A 17177-nucleotide genomic window follows, 5' to 3' on the forward strand; every position below is an offset into this window, starting at 1 on the left:
GCTACGCCTTCTACCTCTTACCCAAGTTCCTGCATCACAGGACGTCCATTCGCCTCCCGGCCAACCAGCCAAACTGGCAAGCCCGCGCGGCGATGTCCGTCTCCGAAACCCTAGGTGACTCATGCGCGATCCGGTTGAAACTTACATGAACCTCGTGCCCATGGTGGTCGAGCAGACCAACCGTGGCGAGCGCGCCTACGACATTTTCTCGCGCCTTCTGAAGGAGCGCATCATCTTCGTGACCGGTCCGGTCGAGGACGGCATGTCGACGCTGATCGTCGCGCAGCTGTTGTTCCTCGAGGCGGAAAATCCGAAGAAGGAAATCTCGATGTACATCAACTCGCCGGGCGGCGTGGTGACGTCGGGCCTTGCGATCTACGACACCATGCAGTTCATCCGCCCGCCGGTTTCCACGCTGTGCACGGGGCAGGCCGCCTCGATGGGCTCGCTGCTGCTCGCCGCCGGCGAGAAGGACATGCGCTTCTCGCTGCCGAACGCGCGCATCATGGTGCACCAGCCCTCCGGCGGCTTCCAGGGCCAGGCCACCGACATCATGCTGCATGCTCAGGAAATCCTGAACCTGAAGAAGCGGCTCAACGAGATCTACGTGAAGCACACCGGCCAGACCTATAAGTCGATCGAGGACGCGCTGGAACGCGACAAGTTCCTGACCGCGAACGACGCCAAGGAGTTCGGCCTGGTCGACAAGGTCATCGACAAGCGTGCTGAGGAAGCCGCGCCGGCGAAGGCTCCGTAACACTACTGGAGTGTGACGGCGATCCCTGGGTCCCTTGCGATCGTCCGTCGCGCCATTCAGGTGGCGTTCACGCTATGGACGCGTGCGCGCTGCAAAACGCCAGTTTTGCGCCCTGCGGCAGGCTGAAAGTTCCGCTTTCGTGCTTGTTTTTCGTGGCAATCCAGCAACGCCGTCGTGATTTCGGTCACTTCGCCCGTGCCAAGGCCGGAAATCACGGTATTGTCACGGGTAGCCGGCGACCCCCGATTAGCGAATTCTTGATAGTCGGGTGACAGCATGGTTGGCTACGATTGATCGGCTATGATCGCGGAGAATCGAGTGACCGTGATTCGCACGGGATGTAACGCGTAGGGTCTTTTTTGGTACAGAATTTGCTCTACTTAAGCTTCATGCCGACCATCGTGTCGGAATGGAGTGATCGAGCGGAACGGGATCGAACCGCGGACGGAGACATGAATGAGTAAGGTCGGCACGAGCGACTCCAAGAACACGCTATATTGCTCGTTCTGCGGCAAGAGCCAGCACGAAGTCCGCAAACTGATCGCGGGTCCCACGGTCTTCATCTGCGACGAGTGCGTCGAGCTCTGCATGGACATCATCCGTGAGGAGAACAAGTCCTCGCTGGTCAAGTCGCGCGACGGCATTCCGACGCCGAAGGAAATCTGCAAGGTCCTGGACGACTACGTGATCGGCCAGAGCCATGCGAAGAAGGTCCTGTCGGTCGCGGTGCACAACCACTACAAGCGCCTCAACCACCAGACCAAGCACAACGACGTCGAGCTCGCGAAGTCGAACATCCTGCTGATCGGTCCGACCGGCTCGGGTAAGACGCTGCTCGCGCAGACGCTCGCCCGCATCCTGGACGTGCCGTTCACCATGGCCGATGCGACGACGCTGACCGAGGCCGGCTATGTCGGTGAGGACGTCGAGAACATCATCCTGAAGCTGCTCCAGGCCGCCGACTACAATGTCGAGCGCGCCCAGCGTGGCATTGTCTACATCGACGAAATCGACAAGATCAGCCGCAAGTCCGACAATCCCTCGATCACGCGCGACGTGTCGGGTGAGGGCGTGCAGCAGGCGCTGCTCAAGATCATGGAAGGCACGGTGGCTTCGGTCCCGCCGCAGGGCGGCCGCAAGCATCCGCAGCAGGAGTTCCTGCAGGTGGATACCACCAATATCCTGTTCATCTGCGGCGGTGCGTTCGCCGGCCTCGAGAAGATCATCTCGGCGCGCGGCCGGTCGACCTCGATCGGTTTCGCCGCCCAGGTGATGGCGCCGGAGGATCGCCGCACCGGCGAGATCTTCCGTCACGTCGAGCCTGAGGACCTTCTGAAGTACGGCCTGATCCCCGAATTCGTCGGCCGTCTGCCGGTCGTGGCGACGCTCGAGGATTTGGACGAGAACTCGCTGAAGAAGATCCTCACCGAGCCGAAGAACGCACTGGTGAAACAGTACCAGCGGCTGTTCGAGATGGAGAACATCGAGCTGACCTTCGCCGACGAAGCGCTTGGGGCGGTCGCCCGCAAGGCAATCGAGCGCAAGACCGGCGCGCGCGGCCTGCGTTCGATCCTCGAGGCGATCCTGCTCGAGACCATGTTCGACCTGCCGGGCCTGGAAGGTGTGGAAGAAGTCGTGATTTCCCGCGAAGTCGTGGAAGGAACGGCGCGTCCGCTCTACATCTACGCCGATCGGTCCGATCGCGCCGTCGAGAACGCCAGCGCTTGATCCGGCGGCGCCGGAACGCTCCAATTGTCTCCTCAAAACGGGCTGCGGAAGTTTATCTCCGCAGCCGGTGTTGCGTCGCTTGTCGCGTTGCGTAAGCGCCTGATGGCGCGCGTTTTTCAATGACTTGACACCCCCCGGGTCGATAGCCACCTAATGTCGGCGGCGAGCGAAAATTCTCTTCCAGATTCGCCTCAGTTCCGATCCGGCGAGCCGGTCCAACTTGCAAAGGGACCGATCGGTCTTGCGGATCACCTCGGCACCTTGTGGCGGTTGCGCATGAGCATGGCGGGCTGCGTGCAAGGGGGCAAAGCAAAAGGAAAAGGCCATGACTAATCCGAAACCCCGGCCAACCATCGTCCATGGCGAAGCGCACGCCTATCCAGTGCTGCCGCTGCGCGACATCGTCGTCTTCCCGCACATGATCGTTCCGCTCTTCGTCGGCCGCGAGAAGTCGATCCGCGCGCTGGAAGAGGTGATGAAGAACGATGCGTTGATCATGCTCGCGACGCAGAAGAACGCGTCCGACGATGATCCGGCACCCGATGCCATTTACGAGACCGGTACGCTCGCCAGCGTGCTGCAGCTCTTGAAGCTCCCTGACGGCACCGTGAAGGTGCTGGTCGAAGGGCTCGAGCGTGCGCGCGTGTCGAAGTACACCGATCGCGCCGACTATTATGAGGCGACCGCCGTCGCCCTCGCCGACACCGATGCGAAGTCGGTCGAGGCGGAAGCACTGGCGCGCTCGGTCGTGTCCGACTTCGAGAGCTATGTGAAGCTCAACAAGAAGATCTCGGCCGAGGTGGTCGGCGTCGTGCAGGCGATCACCGATTTCGCCAAGCTCGCGGACACCGTTGCCTCCCATCTTGCCGTCAAGATCGCCGATCGCCAGGGCATCCTGGAGACGCTGTCCGTCACCACGCGCCTGGAGAAGGTGCTGGGCCTGATGGAGAGCGAGATCTCGGTGCTGCAGGTCGAGAAGCGGATTCGTTCTCGGGTCAAACGACAAATGGAGAAGACCCAGCGCGAGTATTATCTCAACGAGCAGATGAAGGCGATCCAGAAGGAACTCGGCGACGACGACGGTCGCGACGAGCTCGCCGATCTCGAAGAGAAGATCTCCAAGACCAAGCTCTCCAAGGAAGCGCGCGAGAAGGCGCAGCATGAATTGAAGAAGCTGCGCCAGATGTCGCCGATGTCCGCGGAAGCGACCGTCGTGCGCAACTATCTGGATTGGCTGCTGTCGATCCCGTGGAACAAGAAGTCCAAGGTGAAGAAGGATCTGGAGCAGGCGCAAGCCATCCTGGACTCCGATCACTATGGACTTGAGAAGGTCAAGGAACGCATCGTCGAGTATCTCGCCGTGCAGTCCCGCGCCAACAAGCTGACGGGACCGATCCTGTGCCTGGTCGGGCCTCCCGGCGTCGGCAAGACCTCGCTCGGCAAGTCGATCGCGAAGGCCACGGGCCGCGAATTCGTTCGCGTGTCGCTCGGCGGCGTGCGCGACGAGGCCGAGATCCGCGGTCACCGCCGCACCTATATCGGCTCGATGCCCGGCAAGATCATCCAGTCGATGCGCAAGGCGAAGTCGTCCAATCCGCTGTTCCTCCTGGACGAGATCGACAAGATGGGCGCCGATTTCCGCGGCGATCCGTCGTCGGCCCTGCTCGAGGTGCTGGACCCCGAGCAGAACGGGACCTTCAACGACCACTATCTCGAGGTCGACTACGATCTATCCAACGTGATGTTCATCACGACCGCGAATACGCTCAATATTCCGGGTCCGCTGATGGACCGCATGGAGATCATCCGGATCGCGGGCTACACCGAGAACGAGAAGGTCGAGATCTCGCGCAAGCATCTGATCCCGAACGCGGTGTCCAAGCACGGTCTGGACTCCAAGGAGTTCTCGATCGACGACGACGCGCTGCTGCTGTTGATCCGCCGCTACACCCGCGAAGCGGGCGTGCGTAATCTGGAGCGTGAGCTCTCCACACTCGCCCGCAAGGCGGTGAAGGAGCTGATGATCTCCAAGAAGAAGGCGGTCAAGGTCACCGAGAAGACTCTGGAAGAGCTGCTCGGCGTGCCGAAGTACCGCTTCGGCGAGATCGAGAGCGAGCCGCAGGTCGGCATCGTCACCGGCCTTGCCTGGACCGACGTCGGCGGCGAGCTGCTGACGATCGAAGGCGTCATGATGCCCGGCAAGGGCAAGATGACGGTCACGGGCAATCTGCGTGACGTGATGAAGGAGTCGATCTCGGCGGCGGCGTCCTACGTCCGCTCGCGCGCGATCAACTACGGCATCGAGCCGCCGATGTTCGACCGCCGCGACATCCACGTGCACGTGCCGGAAGGCGCGACGCCGAAGGATGGTCCGTCCGCGGGCGTCGCCATGGCCACCGCGATCATCTCGGTCATGACCGGCATCCCGGTCCGCCACGATGTCGCGATGACCGGCGAGATCACGCTGCGCGGCCGCGTGCTGCCGATCGGCGGCCTCAAGGAGAAGCTGCTGGCTGCGGCCCGTGGCGGCATCAAGACGGTGCTGATCCCCGAGGACAACGCCAAGGATCTCACGGAGATTTCCGATGCGATCAAGGGCGGCATGGAGATCATCCCGGTCTCCCGTCTCGACGACGTCATCGCCAAGGCGCTGGTGAAGAAGCCGACGCCGATCGTCTGGGAAGAGGACACCAAGGTGACAGTGAAGCCGGACGGCGACGAGGCCGCCGGCGGCCTGACCGCTCACTGAGATTGCAGCTCGAAAAGATGATAAAACGGCGCCTTCGGGCGCCGTTTTTGTTTGGGCAAGGGGAGCAGGCAATGCACATCGATGGGCAATGCCATTGCGGAAAGATTACGTTCGAGGCCGAGATCGACCCGGAGGAGGTCTCGGTCTGTCACTGCACCGACTGCCAGACGTTGACAGGCTCGCCGTTCCGGGTAACCGCGATCTGCGGCGCTGCGGACGTCAGGCTCAGCGCCGGCACGCCCAAGGTCTACGGCAAGCGCGGCGACAACGGCCGGATGCGCTTCCAGCATTTCTGCGGCGATTGCGGTTCCCCGCTGTTCACGAGCGGCGAGGGCGACCAAGCCGACGATTGGGGCATCCGCTGGGGCGCGATCCGCCAGCGCAATGCGCTGAGGCCGGTGCGGCAGATCTGGTGCCAATCCGCAGCAGTCTGGATCGATGCGGTGCCGCTGTTGCCGGGGCGGCCGCAGGATTAAGCTTGGTCCAGGGGGTACTTGCCCGGTCGGGCCGCGAGAGGCTAAAGAGGCGGCGAGGGCGGTTAGCTCAGCTGGTTAGAGCATCTCGTTTACACCGAGAGGGTCCGCGGTTCGAATCCGTGACCGCCCACCAGTCTTGCCCCTGCGGCACTACGGATGGCTTCGCAGAGCGGGGCCCCTGTCCGTGTGCTGCAATCCCTCTGCCGCGCGCAAGCCTGACGAAAGGACCTTTGACACGACGAAACCTCCCCCTTTATCGTGCGCGCTGGGTTGAGACGTAATCATATTGCACGTGCAAGACGCGATGTTGGGGGCTGAGAGTGCAGACCATCGAAGGACTAAGGGGCGCCACAGCCCAGGCATTGCGGCGACTTAACGTTGCCGCTCGGGTCGCGGTCATTATTCTCGCGTGTCTGCTTTTCGGTGGTCTCATCCTTTGGCTCTGCAATGAGCTGGTCTATTTCTATTTGGCGCGCAGCTATACCGAGGAACTTGCAGACGCCTATGACCTAAATCCGGGGATCACAAGAGCGATCCTGTGGGCCAGTTTCGCTGCGATTGTCATCTTGGCCGGCTATTCATTCTCGTTTTCGAAATACAAGCGTTGGATCGGGTACGGCGGTCTGCTCAGCCTTATCATCACGCACTCGCTGCTGCTGGGCCGTATTGAAGCGAATTTCCGAAAGAACGGGGTTGCCCAAAAATGCTACGTGATGACGCGCACCGCCATCAAGACCTTGAATCGAGTAGGGACGGATCCCGAGACCGGGCGTGAGTGCCGACCGCTGACGCCTCAGATCGTCGAGAAGATCGAGGAATATAAGCGCGGGCATCGACCGAAGCAGATCACATCGACCGACCCGACTTTCTTCGATCCTACTACGGGCGAGCCGATAGTCTGGTACTCCAGGAGTGATCGCGGTCAGCTCGAACTCTTCGATCTGATGGGTTTCCACCCGCAGAGCGGCGAGGAGCTTCTTCCAATTACCCGGGACATTATCGAGACCTGGAAACAGCAGGCGGCGAAGGTCGTTCGCCGAGTTCCGGTCCGGGTAGAAGACCCCGAGAAGTTCGGTTTCTTCGATCCCACAAACGGCTCCGCGAAGGTGTGGTATTCGCGGAATGACCGTGGTGAATATGAATTCTACGATGGGCCCGGTTTTCATCCGCGCACCGGAGACCAGTTCAAGCTCGTTACCCGCGACATCATCAAGGAGTGGCGAGAGCAGCAGGAGGCCTTCGCGTCGAAGAAGAGGGCTGAGCAGGAGCAGCGAGAAAAGGAGGCGCGCGAGCGCGCTGAGCGAGACGCTCAGCAGGCGCGCGAAGTTGCCGAGCGCGAACGCCAGGCGAGGGAAGCTGCAGCCGAGGAATTCAGGCAACGCCAGCAAAGTGCAAACGATTGTGACCGGCTTGCTGCTAACCCGACCGATGCCAAGAGGGCAGCTGAAGGTGTACCGTTCGACGTCCTGAAACGGCAGGCCGACCAGGCCTATGAGGCTTGTACTAGGGCCATTGGGTTATTCCCGACGGAATTGAGGTATCAATACCAGCTTGGACGTGCCGCTCAGTTCAAGGACAAGAAGCAGGCATTTGAGATTTTCACGCGGCTGGTTCAGGCAAACTACGCCGCGGCTTTCGATAACCTCGGCGGAATGTACCTTTACGAGCGGAAGGACGCTATGTCGGCAATTGCCCTGTTCAAGCGAGGCAGCGCACTCGACGACGCCGATTCCATGGTCAGCCTGGTTGATCTCATCGACAGGGGGTTGCTGCCTACCCCCAGTCCTGACCAAACCAAACTGGCCCTGTTGCACCGGGCGGCAGAACTCGGACATCCCGGTGCGCAGCGCGGCTACGAGCAAGAGGTCCAAAAGGCTGAACAGGCTCGGATCAATCAGATGAACCAGCAGCAGATGATGCAACTGTTTGGCTCGTTCATTCAAGGAGTGGCCAGGCGCTAGCGAACGTTGTCAATCAAGTCGGTATTTCTCGACGCCAAGCGTGGCCGTCTCCGCCACGCGAGCTAGTGTAAGGCAGTGACCAGCTGAGAGGACACGATGCAACAACCGAGCGGACACGAGCAAAATGCCGACCAGATCGCCTATTGGAACGGGCCGAGCGGGCAGCGCTGGGCCGATCGGCATGCGGCGCAGGAGAACCTGCTTGGCCCGATCGCCGACGTGCTGATCGACCGCGCAAAGCCGAAGCCGGGCGAGCGCGTTCTCGATGTCGGTTGCGGCTCCGGCGCGACGACCTTTGCCTTTGCGAAGGCGGTGGCGCCGAATGGATTTGCGCTCGGCCTCGACGTGTCCGAGCCGATGCTGTCGCAGGCCCGCGCGTTTGCGCCAAAGGGGCTGCCGCTTGATTTCGTGCTGGCGGACGCGACGGTGTATCCGTTCGAGCCGGCGAGCTTCGATCTCTTGGCCTCGCGCTTCGGCGTGATGTTCTTCGCCGATCCCGTTGCCTCCTTCACCAATCTGCGGCGCGCACTGAAGCCGACAGGGCGGCTCGCCTTCGCCTGCTGGCGCGAGCCGAAGCAAAATCCGTGGATGATGGCGCCGCTGATGGCGGTCTACAAGCATGTGCCGAAGATGCCGCCGGTTGGTCCCGAAGAGCCGGGCCCGTTCGCCTTTGCTTCGGAAGAGCGCGTGACGCGCATCCTCAAAGGCGCGGGCTTCGTCGACGTGGCGATGGAGCCCTATGATCTTCCGATGGACGTCGCGATCGGCGGCGGGCTCGATGCCGCCGTCGACGGCGCGCTTCAGATCGGACCGGCCAGCCGTGCGCTCCAGGGCCATCCGCCGGAGACCTACGCGGCCGCCAAGGCGTCGATCCGCGAGACGCTCGCGCCGTTTTTGAAGGGGCAAAGCGTGGCGCTGCAGGGCGCGATCTGGATCGTGACGGCGAAGGCGGAGTAGGTTCGCTGCTCCGCGAGGTTGTGGGGCGAGCGGCTACGCAACACCCTCACACCACATCATCCGGCGCCAGCGCGCAGCCGTTGTCGGGATGCGTCTCGATCTGAAGCGTGGTGTGGCCGATGCGGAAGGAAGCCTTCAGCATCTGGGCGGTCTCCATCAGGAACGCATCGGCACTGCCTGCGGGCATCACGAGATGGCAGGTCAGCGCCGTCTCGGTGGTCGAGATCGGCCAGACGTGGAGATCGTGAATCCCCGAGACGCCCGGCCGCGCCAACAGGAACGCCCTGATCGCGTTGAGATCGGTGCCCTTGGGGGCGGCCGCCATCGACATGTCGATGGAGCCGCGCAAGAGGCTGGTCGTGCTCCAGAGGATGGTGGCGCAGATGACGAGGCTGGTGATGGGATCGAGCCAGAGCCAGCCGGTCCAGATGATCAGCGCGGCCGAGATGACGACGCCAAGCGAGACCGCGGCGTCGGCTGCCATGTGCAGATAAGCGCCTTCGATGTTGATGTCGTCCTTGCGTCCGCTGGCGAACAGCAGCGCGGTAAAACCGTTGATGAGGATGCCGATGCCGGCGACCACCATCACGGTGACGCCGGCGACCGGCTCGGGCTCGCGCAGGCGCAGGATCGCCTCCCAGCCGATCGCGCCGGTCGCGACCAGCAGGAACACCGCATTGGCCAGCGCCGCCAGGATGGTGGAGGCGCGAAAACCGTAGGTGAAACGGCCACTGGGCGCGCGCCGGGCTGCGATCGAGGCGCCCCAGGCGATGACGAGGCCGAGCACGTCGGACAGGTTATGGCCGGCATCGGCGAGCAGGGCGGTGGAGTTGCCGAGATAGCCGTAAACCGCCTCGGCCGCGACCAGCGCGGTGTTGAGCGTGATGCCGAGCGCGAACGCCTTGCCGAAATCGGCGGGTGCGTGGACATGGCCCGGCCCATGATCATGATGGTCCTGGCCATGATTGTGCCCGTGACCGTGGCCATGCGCATGCGAGTGGCCCGCATGATCATGATGACCGTGGTGGTCGTGGCTACCCAATTCTAGCGCTCCCCGGACGCCGCCAATTCAGGCGTCATTGTAGGCGTTTCGTCTGCCACGTCACGGCGGAACAGCACGTAGAGCGCCGGCAGCACCAGCAGCGTCAGCACGGTCGAGGAGATGATGCCACCGATCACGACCGTCGCGAGGGGCCGCTGCACCTCGGCGCCGGCGCCGGTGGCGAGCGCCATCGGCACGAAACCGAGCGAGGCGACCAGCGCCGTCATCAGCACCGGGCGCAGCCGCGTCAGCGCGCCTTCGCGCACCGCCTCCGCGATGGCGCGTCCTTCGCGGCGCAGACGCTCGATGAAGGCGATGATGACGAGGCCATTGAGAACGGCGACGCCGGACAGCGCGATGAAGCCGACCCCGGCGCTGATCGAGAGCGGGATGTCGCGCAGCAGCAGCGCCGCAACCCCGCCGGTCAGCGCCAGCGGCACGCCGGAGAACACCAGCGCCGCATCCGCAGCCGATCCCATGCCCATGAACAGCAGCAGGAACACCAGGAGCAGCGCCACCGGCACCACGATCGTCAGCCGCCTGGTGGCCGAGACCAGCTGCTCGAACTGGCCGCCCCAGCCGATGAAGTAACCCGGCGGCAGCTTGACCTTCTCGGCCACCGCAGCCTCGGCCTCGGCCACGAACGAGCCGAGGTCGCGGGCGCGGACATTGGCGGTGACGACGATCCGTCGCTTGCCGTTCTCGCGGCTGATCTGGTTCGGCCCCGGCGTCGCGTCGACGGTGGCGACCGACGACAGCGGCACGTAGCGCATCTGGGCGAGGGGGGAACTCGCCAGCGTTGTTCGGACGGCGGCCCCGGTTGCAGTGTCCTCGCCGGGCGGCAGCGGGATCGGGATCGCCCGGATCGCCTCGAGATTGCCGCGCAGGTGTTCCGGCAGGCGCACGACGATGTCGAAACGGCGATCGCCTTCGAACAGCTTGCCGGCTGACTTGCCGCCGACCGCGATCTCGACGATGCCCTGCACCTCGCCGACGCTGAGGCCGTAGCGGGCGAGCGCCTGGCGGTCGAGGCGGACGGTGAGGATCGGCAGGCCCGCGACCTGCTCGATCTTGACGTCGCTGGCGCCGCGGATGCCGCGGATCGCGGCCTCCACCTGCTTCGCTGCGCCCTGCAGGATGTCGAGATCGTCACCGAAGATCTTGACGCCGACGTCGGTGCGCACCCCGGAGATCAGCTCGTTGACGCGGAACTGGATCGGCTGGGAGATTTCGTAGGCGCTGCCGGGAATTTCGTCAGCGGCATGCGCGATGGCCTCGATCACCTCCGATTTCCGCTTGCCCGGGTCGGGCCACTCGGTGCGCGGCTTGAGCATGACGTAGCCGTCGGTCTGCGCCGGTGACATCGGATCGGTCGCGATCTCGGCGGTGCCGATGCGGGTGAAGAACTCCTTCACCTCAGGGATCTGCTTGATGCGCCTTTCCAGCGCCTTCTGCAGGTCGAGCGATTGCGAGAGGCTGGTGCCGGGAATCCGGATCGAGGCCAGCGCGACGTCGCCTTCGTCCAGGCTCGGAATGAATTCGCCGCCCATCCGCGCGGCGGCGATGCCGCTTGCGATCACGATGAGTCCGGCCATGAAGGCGACGGCGAGCCGGTTGTCGATGGCAAGGCGGAGCAGGGGGAGATAGGCGCGCTTGGCCATCCGCATGAACAGGTTTTCGTGCTCGGATACCTTGCCGGTGACAAAGATCGCGACGGCTGCCGGCACGAAGGTGATGGAGAACAGCACGGCCGCGCCCAGCGCCATCAACACGGTCAGCGCCATCGGCGTGAACATCTTGCCCTCGACGCCGGTCAGCGTCAGCACGGGCAGGTAAACCACGGCGATGATCAGCGTTCCGAACAGGCTCGGCTTGATCACCTCGCTCGACCCGCGCAGGATCGCGCGCAGCCGCTCAGTGGTCGTGAGCAGACCGCCTTTCTCGCGCTGGGCCGCGGCCAGCATGCGCAGGCAATTCTCGACGATGATCACGGCGCCGTCGACGATGATGCCGAAATCGATCGCGCCCAGGCTCATCAAATTGGCGCTCACTTTCGTCTCGACCATGCCTGAGATCGTCATGGCCATGGACAGCGGGATGACGCAGGCCACCACCAGCGCCGCGCGGATGTTGCCGAGGATCAGAAACAGCACGGCCACCACCAGGGCCGCGCCTTCCAGCAGGTTGTTCTTGACGGTGCGAATGGTGGCTTCGACGAGATCAGTGCGATCGTACACGGTCCGCGTCACGACGCCGTCGGGGAGCGACCTGGCGATCTCCTCGAGACGGGCCGCGACGCTGCGGGCGACGCTGCGGCTGTTCTCGCCGATCAGCAGCATGGCGGTGCCGAGCACGGTCTCCTCGCCGTTGCGCGTCGCAGCGCCCGTGCGCAGATCGCGTCCTTCCGTGACGGTCGCGACGTCCCTGATCCTGACGGGATTGCCGCCGCGCGAGCCGATGACGATGTCCTGGATTTCGCTGACATTGCCGACCTGACCCGGCGAACGAACCAGGTATTGCTCGCCGTTGCGCTCGATATAGCCGGCGCCGACATTGGCGTTGTTGGCGGCGAGCGCCGTCATCACGTCGCGAAAGCCGAGCCGATAGGCCATCAACTTGCCGGGATCCGGCAGCACGTGGAACTGCCGCTCGAAGCCGCCGATGGTGTTGACCTCGATCACGCCAGGCACGTTGCGGAGCTGCGGCCGGATGATCCAGTCCTGCACGGTGCGCAAATCGGTCAGCGAATAGTCGCGTCCGCCTTGCGTCTTTGCGCCCGCCTTCGCCTCGACGGTGTACATGAAGATCTCGCCAAGGCCGGTCGAGACCGGACCCATCGCGACCTCGACGCCAACAGGCAGTTGGTCCTTCACCTGCTGGATGCGCTCGCCGACGAGCTGCCGGGCGAAGTAGATGTCGGTGCCATCCTTGAATACGACCGTGACCTGGCTGAGGCCGTAGCGCGACAGCGAGCGGGTGTAGTCGAGCTTGGGCAGGCCGCCCATGGCGGTCTCGACCGGGAAGGTGATGCGCTGCTCGGTCTCGAGCGGCGAATAACCGGGCGCGCGCGTGTTGATCTGGACCTGGACGTTGGTGATGTCAGGCACCGCGTCGATCGGCAGGCGCTGGAAATTCCAAGCTCCGAACGCGACGGCGCCGAGCGCGAGCAGGAGGACCAGCCAGCGCTGGTGCAGCGAGACGGCGATCAGGCGCTCAATCATGCTCGGCCTCGCCCTTGCCCATCTCCGCCTTCACGACGAAGCTGTTCTCCGCGACGTAATGCTCGCCGGCCGAAAGGCCAGCCTTGATCTCGACATGGCGTGGATCGGAATCACCGAGCTCGACCGGGCGGGCCTCGATCTTGTCGCTGTCCTCGCGCACGAACACGATGGTCTTGTTCTCCAGTGTCTGGATCGCGCTCCGGCGCACCGCGACCGCGACGTCGCGGGCGGCGAGGATCAGCCGTGCCGTGACGAACAGGCCGGGACGCAGGCGCCCGTCCGGATTGGGCAGCACCACGCGCGCCAGCGCGGTCTGGGTTTCGCTCGAGCCGATCGGCGCCATGTAGGAGATCGTGCCCTTGATCTCGCCGCGGCCGTCGTCGGGATCGATCAGCACCTCGTCGTTGAGACGGACGCGGCGGAGATCCTGCCGGTAGATCGACAGGTCGACCCAGATGGTGGAGAGGTCGGCGACCACGAAGGCCGGCTTCTGCTCGGAGGCGTATTCGCCGAGCGAGATCTGCCGCTCGATGACGGTGCCGGCAATGGGCGCCTTCAGCTCGTAGACGGTGAGGCTCTGGTTGCTCTCGATCGCGGCCAGCAGATCGTCCTTGCCGACCTTGTCGCCGATGCGCTTCTGGATGGATTTGGCGAGACCCGGAAAGCGAGGCGTCACCTGCACCACGGCTTCCTGGTTCGCGCGCAGAATGCCGTTGAAGGCCAGCGTGTCGGTCAGCGTCGCGCCCGCGGCTTCCGCCAGCGTGACGCCTGCGGCCGCCAGCTTCACGTCGGAGATGCGGATGCGGTCGGCGCCGTGCTCGTCCTGCTCGACATGGTCGTTCGGCTTCTTCGGCTCGGAATGCTCGGCATGCTCGTTGTGCGCAGGCTTCGCCGGCGCCAGCAGGGAATAGCCGTAAGCGCCGAGCCCGGCGGCAATGACGGCCACGAGAATGGTGGAGGAAATCTTCATCGTGCGCTCTCCCGCGCCAGCGTGAAGGGATCGCCGACGAGACCTTCGATGGTCGCAACGCCGGCGTGGAAGTTCTGCAGCGCCTCCTGCTCGCGCAGCCGCGCCTGGGTCACGCTCGCCTGGGCGTCGAGCACCTCCAGCAGGGTAAAACGGCCCTGGCCGTAGCCTTGCGAGATCGCCTCAGACGCCTCAACAGCCTTGGGGATTGCGGTCTCGCGCAGCACCGCGAGCTCGCGCAGCGAGCCCTGGACCGAATCGTAGGCGCGTCCGGCGATCACGATCAGCGCGCTGCGGTTGGCCTCGCGCTCGGCCTTGGTCTTGGCGAGGCTTTCCTGCGCCGAGAGGATGTTGCCCTGGTTCTGGTCGAACACGGGAATCGGCACCGAGAGGGAGAGCCGCACCGCATCGTCATTGGTCTCGTTGTAGTGACGCCAGCCCGCCGCGATCCGCACGTCGGGATAGGGCTTGAGCCGCGCCAGCAAGAGCTCGGCATTGCGCTGGGCATAGACCGCGGTCCAGCGCATCAGCTGCGGGTTGGCGTCGATGGCGGCGACGACCGACTGGAACGTCGGCGGCTTGCCCATGGTGTCGAACCGGCCGGAGACCTCGCCGAATTTCGCGGACGCATCGCCCATCAGCACCGCAAGCTCGCGTCGGGCGCTCGCCAGCGTTGCCTTGAAGCGCTCGCGGTCGGCCTTCACCAGGGCGGAGGCCACCTCGGCGCGGCCCGTTTCGGCCGGCGAGGACGCCCCAGCTTCGACCCGGCGGCGCAGCAGCGGCGTCAGGCGGTCGATGGCGGCGATCTGCTGGTCGAGGATCTGGATGCGCCGCTGCGCGCCGAGCACGCTGAGAAAGGCGATCGCCGTCTCCGACAGCACCTCGAGCCTGATGGCCTTGCGCTGGATCGCGGCGATCTCGACGCCGGCGGCTCCGGCCGCAATCCGCGCGTCGCGCTTGCCGAACAGCTCGAACGCCTGGCTGATCTGGAGCGTGGTCTCGGCCGATCGCGTCCCGCGATATCTGCCTGAACCGAATGAATCGTCCTGTTCGTAGGATAGTTCAGGATTGATCAGGGCGCCCGCCTGGAGGCGCTGGCCCGTGGCGATGCCGACGTCGCGCTCGGCCGCCGTCAGGCGCGGGCTCGCAGACAGTGCGCGTGACAGCGCGCTTCGCATCGTCAAGGTCTGGGCCTGCGACGGTGTGAGCGCCGAGCCTGCAATCAGGCACACTGCCGCGCACGCCAGGCGCGCGGCCATTCCGTTACGAAACATGAAACCGACCTGTGAAGGATGAACCTAATGGGCGTGGAACGCCCGACCAATCCGTTCAGGCAACAGGTCTGGGAGGGGGAGAGTCGGTATCGGGAACAATTCCGGCGAGCCGGGGGGCCGGTTGCGGGGTCGGCGCCGCCAGGATCGCAGTCGCGGCGGTCGATGGGGCCGGCTGTGCCACTGTCAGCGAGAAGCAGCCATGACAATGATGTCCGCCGATGGCCTTGTGGTCGCCATGGCCGCTGGCGCCATCCAGGACCGCGGCGATCTCTGAACCGTCGCCGGGCGTGGTGACGTCGATATGGTGCGCGCCGTGCAGTGCGCTCGCGAGCAGATAGACGACTGCCATCAGCACGGACAGCAGCCCGCGCCAGTTGCGCGGACGGCAGGTTCGTGAAGGTTGGCAATGCGCGGGCACGACATCACTCTGATTGCGGTCGGTGCCCGGCCTAGCATGGCGGCGGGAACAGTGTCGACCCGCAACATTGTTACGTCCGTGGAACAATTGCCGCAGCAGCGTGTCCGCCGCTCACTGGCGGGCGATGACGCGTCGTTGCGGGGCAATGGTTTCGACGATGGCCGTGCGGGTCGGCTCGGGAATGTCGTCGCTGCCATTGCCGGCCTCGACGGTGACGGCAGCGCGACAACTCGCCTCCATCGCCCGTTCCAGCCATTTAATGGCTTCATCGATCCACTGGTCGTGGTGCTCGGGATCGGCGAGGGCCTTCTCCCGGAATGCGTCGGCTTGATGCAGGCACGCCGTTCTGCGATCCACGGGCCTCTCCCGATCTGGAGGTCCCGCCCCGACCGCATCTTTGATGATCCCGGAGCCGGCGTCGTTAACATAGGACAGGCGAGGGGGCGATCAGGTCTTAGCAAATGCGGAAGGGCCCCAGCCGGGAATGACCGGCTGAGGCCCCTTGTGCTCACAATCTTCATCCTCGGGACTCCCGCGGATAATTCGCATCTCGCCGGTTCGTTCCCGCGCATCGCTGGAATTTGGAACGTTCCTCATACGTCGCGATTAGCGACCAGAAGAAACTGAGGAGGACGGACAATGGACGGACTGATTTATCTGATCGGCCTGATCGTCGTGATCATGGCGATCCTGTCGTTCTTCGGCCTGCGCTGAGAGAACGACAATGGAAACTCTCGTACGGGAAGACGTGATGGAGGGCGGCGCAGCGACTGCCGACAACCGCCGGACCATCCAGTGGAGCTCGGTATTCGCCGGCGCTCTCGCCGCTGGCGCAATGTCGTTCATCCTGATCGGCTTTGGCGTGGCCATCGGCCTCGGGGTCAGTTCGGCCTCGCCGACATGGCGCGATGCCTCGGCAGCCCTGGCGCTGCTGTCCGGCTTGTACCTGATCATCCAGGCGATCATCAGCTTCGGCTTCGGTGGTTACATCGCCGGCCGGACGACGCGTCCGGCGCCCGCGCTCGCGACGATCGAAGACGATGGCGAGCGGCGGGACGGCCTGCACGGCCTGACCTCCTGGGCCCTGGCCGTGCTGGCCGGCGCGGCTCTGCTCGCGCTTCTCGGCGCTGCCACGATCGACCGTTCGCCGATGCGCAGCTCGGCCGGCAATTCGTCCACGGCCGAGCCTCTGCTGAGCTATGAGCTCGACAAGCTGTTCCGCGCGCCGCGTCGCGCGCCAAATGTCGACCTGAGGGAAGCACGGGCTGAAGCGGGACGGATTCTGATGACCTCGTCCAGCCATAGCGGTATCAGCACCGATGACCGCGCCTATCTGGTGCAGCAGGTTGCCGCGCTCACGGGTCTGGCGGCCCCGGACGCCGAACGGCGCGTCGATGCGTTGATCGCGGACTCCAAGACGGCCATCAACCGCGCGCGGCGCAACTCCATCATCGTGGCGTTCTCGATCGCCGCCGCGACCCTGATTGGCGCTGCGGTGGCATGGGCTGCGGCCGTGGCCGGCGGACGGCATCGTGACGGAGAGCCGTTGCCGAACTGGATGGCGAGCTCAAATCGCTTCCATCGCAATCCGCGCGCAATGCCGGTGCCGTAAGCTCGAAACAGATGG

The 17177-nt window shown here is 64.4% G+C and carries 14 protein-coding genes and 1 tRNA gene; 8 read left to right on the forward strand and 7 right to left on the reverse strand.

Annotation, left to right across the window (positions count from 1 at the left end; all coding sequences use genetic code 11):
- Positions 1-121: 121 nt before the first annotated feature.
- A complete protein-coding gene (locus tag P6U31_RS17195) occupies positions 122-757 on the forward strand; it encodes an ATP-dependent Clp protease proteolytic subunit (RefSeq protein WP_128926031.1) in 636 nt (211 codons plus the stop codon).
- 56 nt (positions 758-813) lie between these two features.
- On the opposite strand, the gene P6U31_RS17200 is transcribed toward P6U31_RS17195, so the two are convergent.
- Positions 814-1035 carry a hypothetical protein gene (locus P6U31_RS17200; RefSeq protein WP_407189549.1) on the reverse strand — a complete coding sequence of 74 codons (222 nt, stop codon included), beginning with the start codon at positions 1033-1035 and terminating at the stop codon, positions 814-816.
- 178 nt (positions 1036-1213) lie between these two features.
- On the opposite strand from P6U31_RS17200, the gene clpX reads away from it, so the two are divergent.
- From clpX to P6U31_RS17230, 6 genes are all read left to right on the forward strand, one after another.
- A complete protein-coding gene (gene clpX / locus P6U31_RS17205; protein ID WP_128926029.1) occupies positions 1214-2485 on the forward strand; it encodes an ATP-dependent Clp protease ATP-binding subunit ClpX in 1272 nt (423 codons plus the stop codon).
- Between the two features lie 325 nt (positions 2486-2810).
- Positions 2811-5234 (forward strand): endopeptidase La, encoded by a 2424-nt coding sequence (gene lon, locus P6U31_RS17210; RefSeq protein WP_407189550.1) that lies wholly within the window; start codon positions 2811-2813, stop codon positions 5232-5234.
- A gap of 71 nt (positions 5235-5305) precedes the next feature.
- The gene (locus P6U31_RS17215; RefSeq protein WP_407189551.1) at positions 5306-5710 is read left to right on the forward strand and encodes a GFA family protein; all 405 of its coding nucleotides are present in this window, start codon (positions 5306-5308) and stop codon (positions 5708-5710) included.
- A gap of 56 nt (positions 5711-5766) precedes the next feature.
- Positions 5767-5843, forward strand: a tRNA-Val gene (locus tag P6U31_RS17220).
- Between the two features lie 187 nt (positions 5844-6030).
- Positions 6031-7671 carry a hypothetical protein gene (locus P6U31_RS17225; RefSeq protein ID WP_407189552.1) on the forward strand — a complete coding sequence of 547 codons (1641 nt, stop codon included), beginning with the start codon at positions 6031-6033 and terminating at the stop codon, positions 7669-7671.
- Between the two features lie 96 nt (positions 7672-7767).
- Positions 7768-8628, forward strand: a complete 861-nt coding sequence (locus P6U31_RS17230) for a methyltransferase domain-containing protein (RefSeq protein ID WP_407189553.1) — start codon at positions 7768-7770, stop codon at positions 8626-8628.
- Between the two features lie 46 nt (positions 8629-8674).
- Here P6U31_RS17230 and P6U31_RS17235 read toward each other — a convergent pair whose 3' ends face one another.
- From P6U31_RS17235 to P6U31_RS17260, 6 genes are all read right to left on the reverse strand, one after another.
- Positions 8675-9670, reverse strand: coding sequence for a cation diffusion facilitator family transporter (locus tag P6U31_RS17235; RefSeq protein WP_407189554.1), 996 nt, complete (start codon positions 9668-9670; stop codon positions 8675-8677).
- A 2-nt stretch (positions 9671-9672) separates the two neighbouring features.
- A complete protein-coding gene (locus P6U31_RS17240; RefSeq protein ID WP_407189555.1) occupies positions 9673-12891 on the reverse strand; it encodes an efflux RND transporter permease subunit in 3219 nt (1072 codons plus the stop codon).
- Positions 12884-13861: a divalent metal ion exporter adaptor subunit IhpB gene (gene ihpB / locus P6U31_RS17245; protein ID WP_407189556.1), complete on the reverse strand. Its 978-nt coding sequence runs from the start codon at positions 13859-13861 to the stop codon at positions 12884-12886. The genes P6U31_RS17240 and ihpB overlap by 8 nt, the downstream gene beginning before the upstream one ends.
- Positions 13858-15132, reverse strand: coding sequence for a divalent metal ion exporter subunit IhpA (ihpA, locus tag P6U31_RS17250; protein ID WP_407189557.1), 1275 nt, complete (start codon positions 15130-15132; stop codon positions 13858-13860). The genes ihpB and ihpA overlap by 4 nt, the downstream gene beginning before the upstream one ends.
- Positions 15133-15187: 55 nt before the next feature.
- Complete coding sequence (locus P6U31_RS17255; protein WP_407189558.1) at positions 15188-15550, reverse strand: hypothetical protein; 363 nt, start codon at positions 15548-15550, stop codon at positions 15188-15190.
- 111 nt (positions 15551-15661) lie between these two features.
- Positions 15662-15907, reverse strand: a complete 246-nt coding sequence (locus P6U31_RS17260; RefSeq protein ID WP_407189559.1) for a hypothetical protein — start codon at positions 15905-15907, stop codon at positions 15662-15664.
- A gap of 367 nt (positions 15908-16274) precedes the next feature.
- On the opposite strand from P6U31_RS17260, the gene P6U31_RS17265 reads away from it, so the two are divergent.
- Positions 16275-17162 (forward strand): hypothetical protein, encoded by an 888-nt coding sequence (locus P6U31_RS17265; RefSeq protein WP_407189560.1) that lies wholly within the window; start codon positions 16275-16277, stop codon positions 17160-17162.
- The last annotated feature ends 15 nt before the right edge of the window (positions 17163-17177 follow it).

It is taken from the genome of Bradyrhizobium centrosematis, assembly GCF_045571495.1.
GTDB lineage: Bacteria > Pseudomonadota > Alphaproteobacteria > Rhizobiales > Xanthobacteraceae > Bradyrhizobium > Bradyrhizobium centrosematis.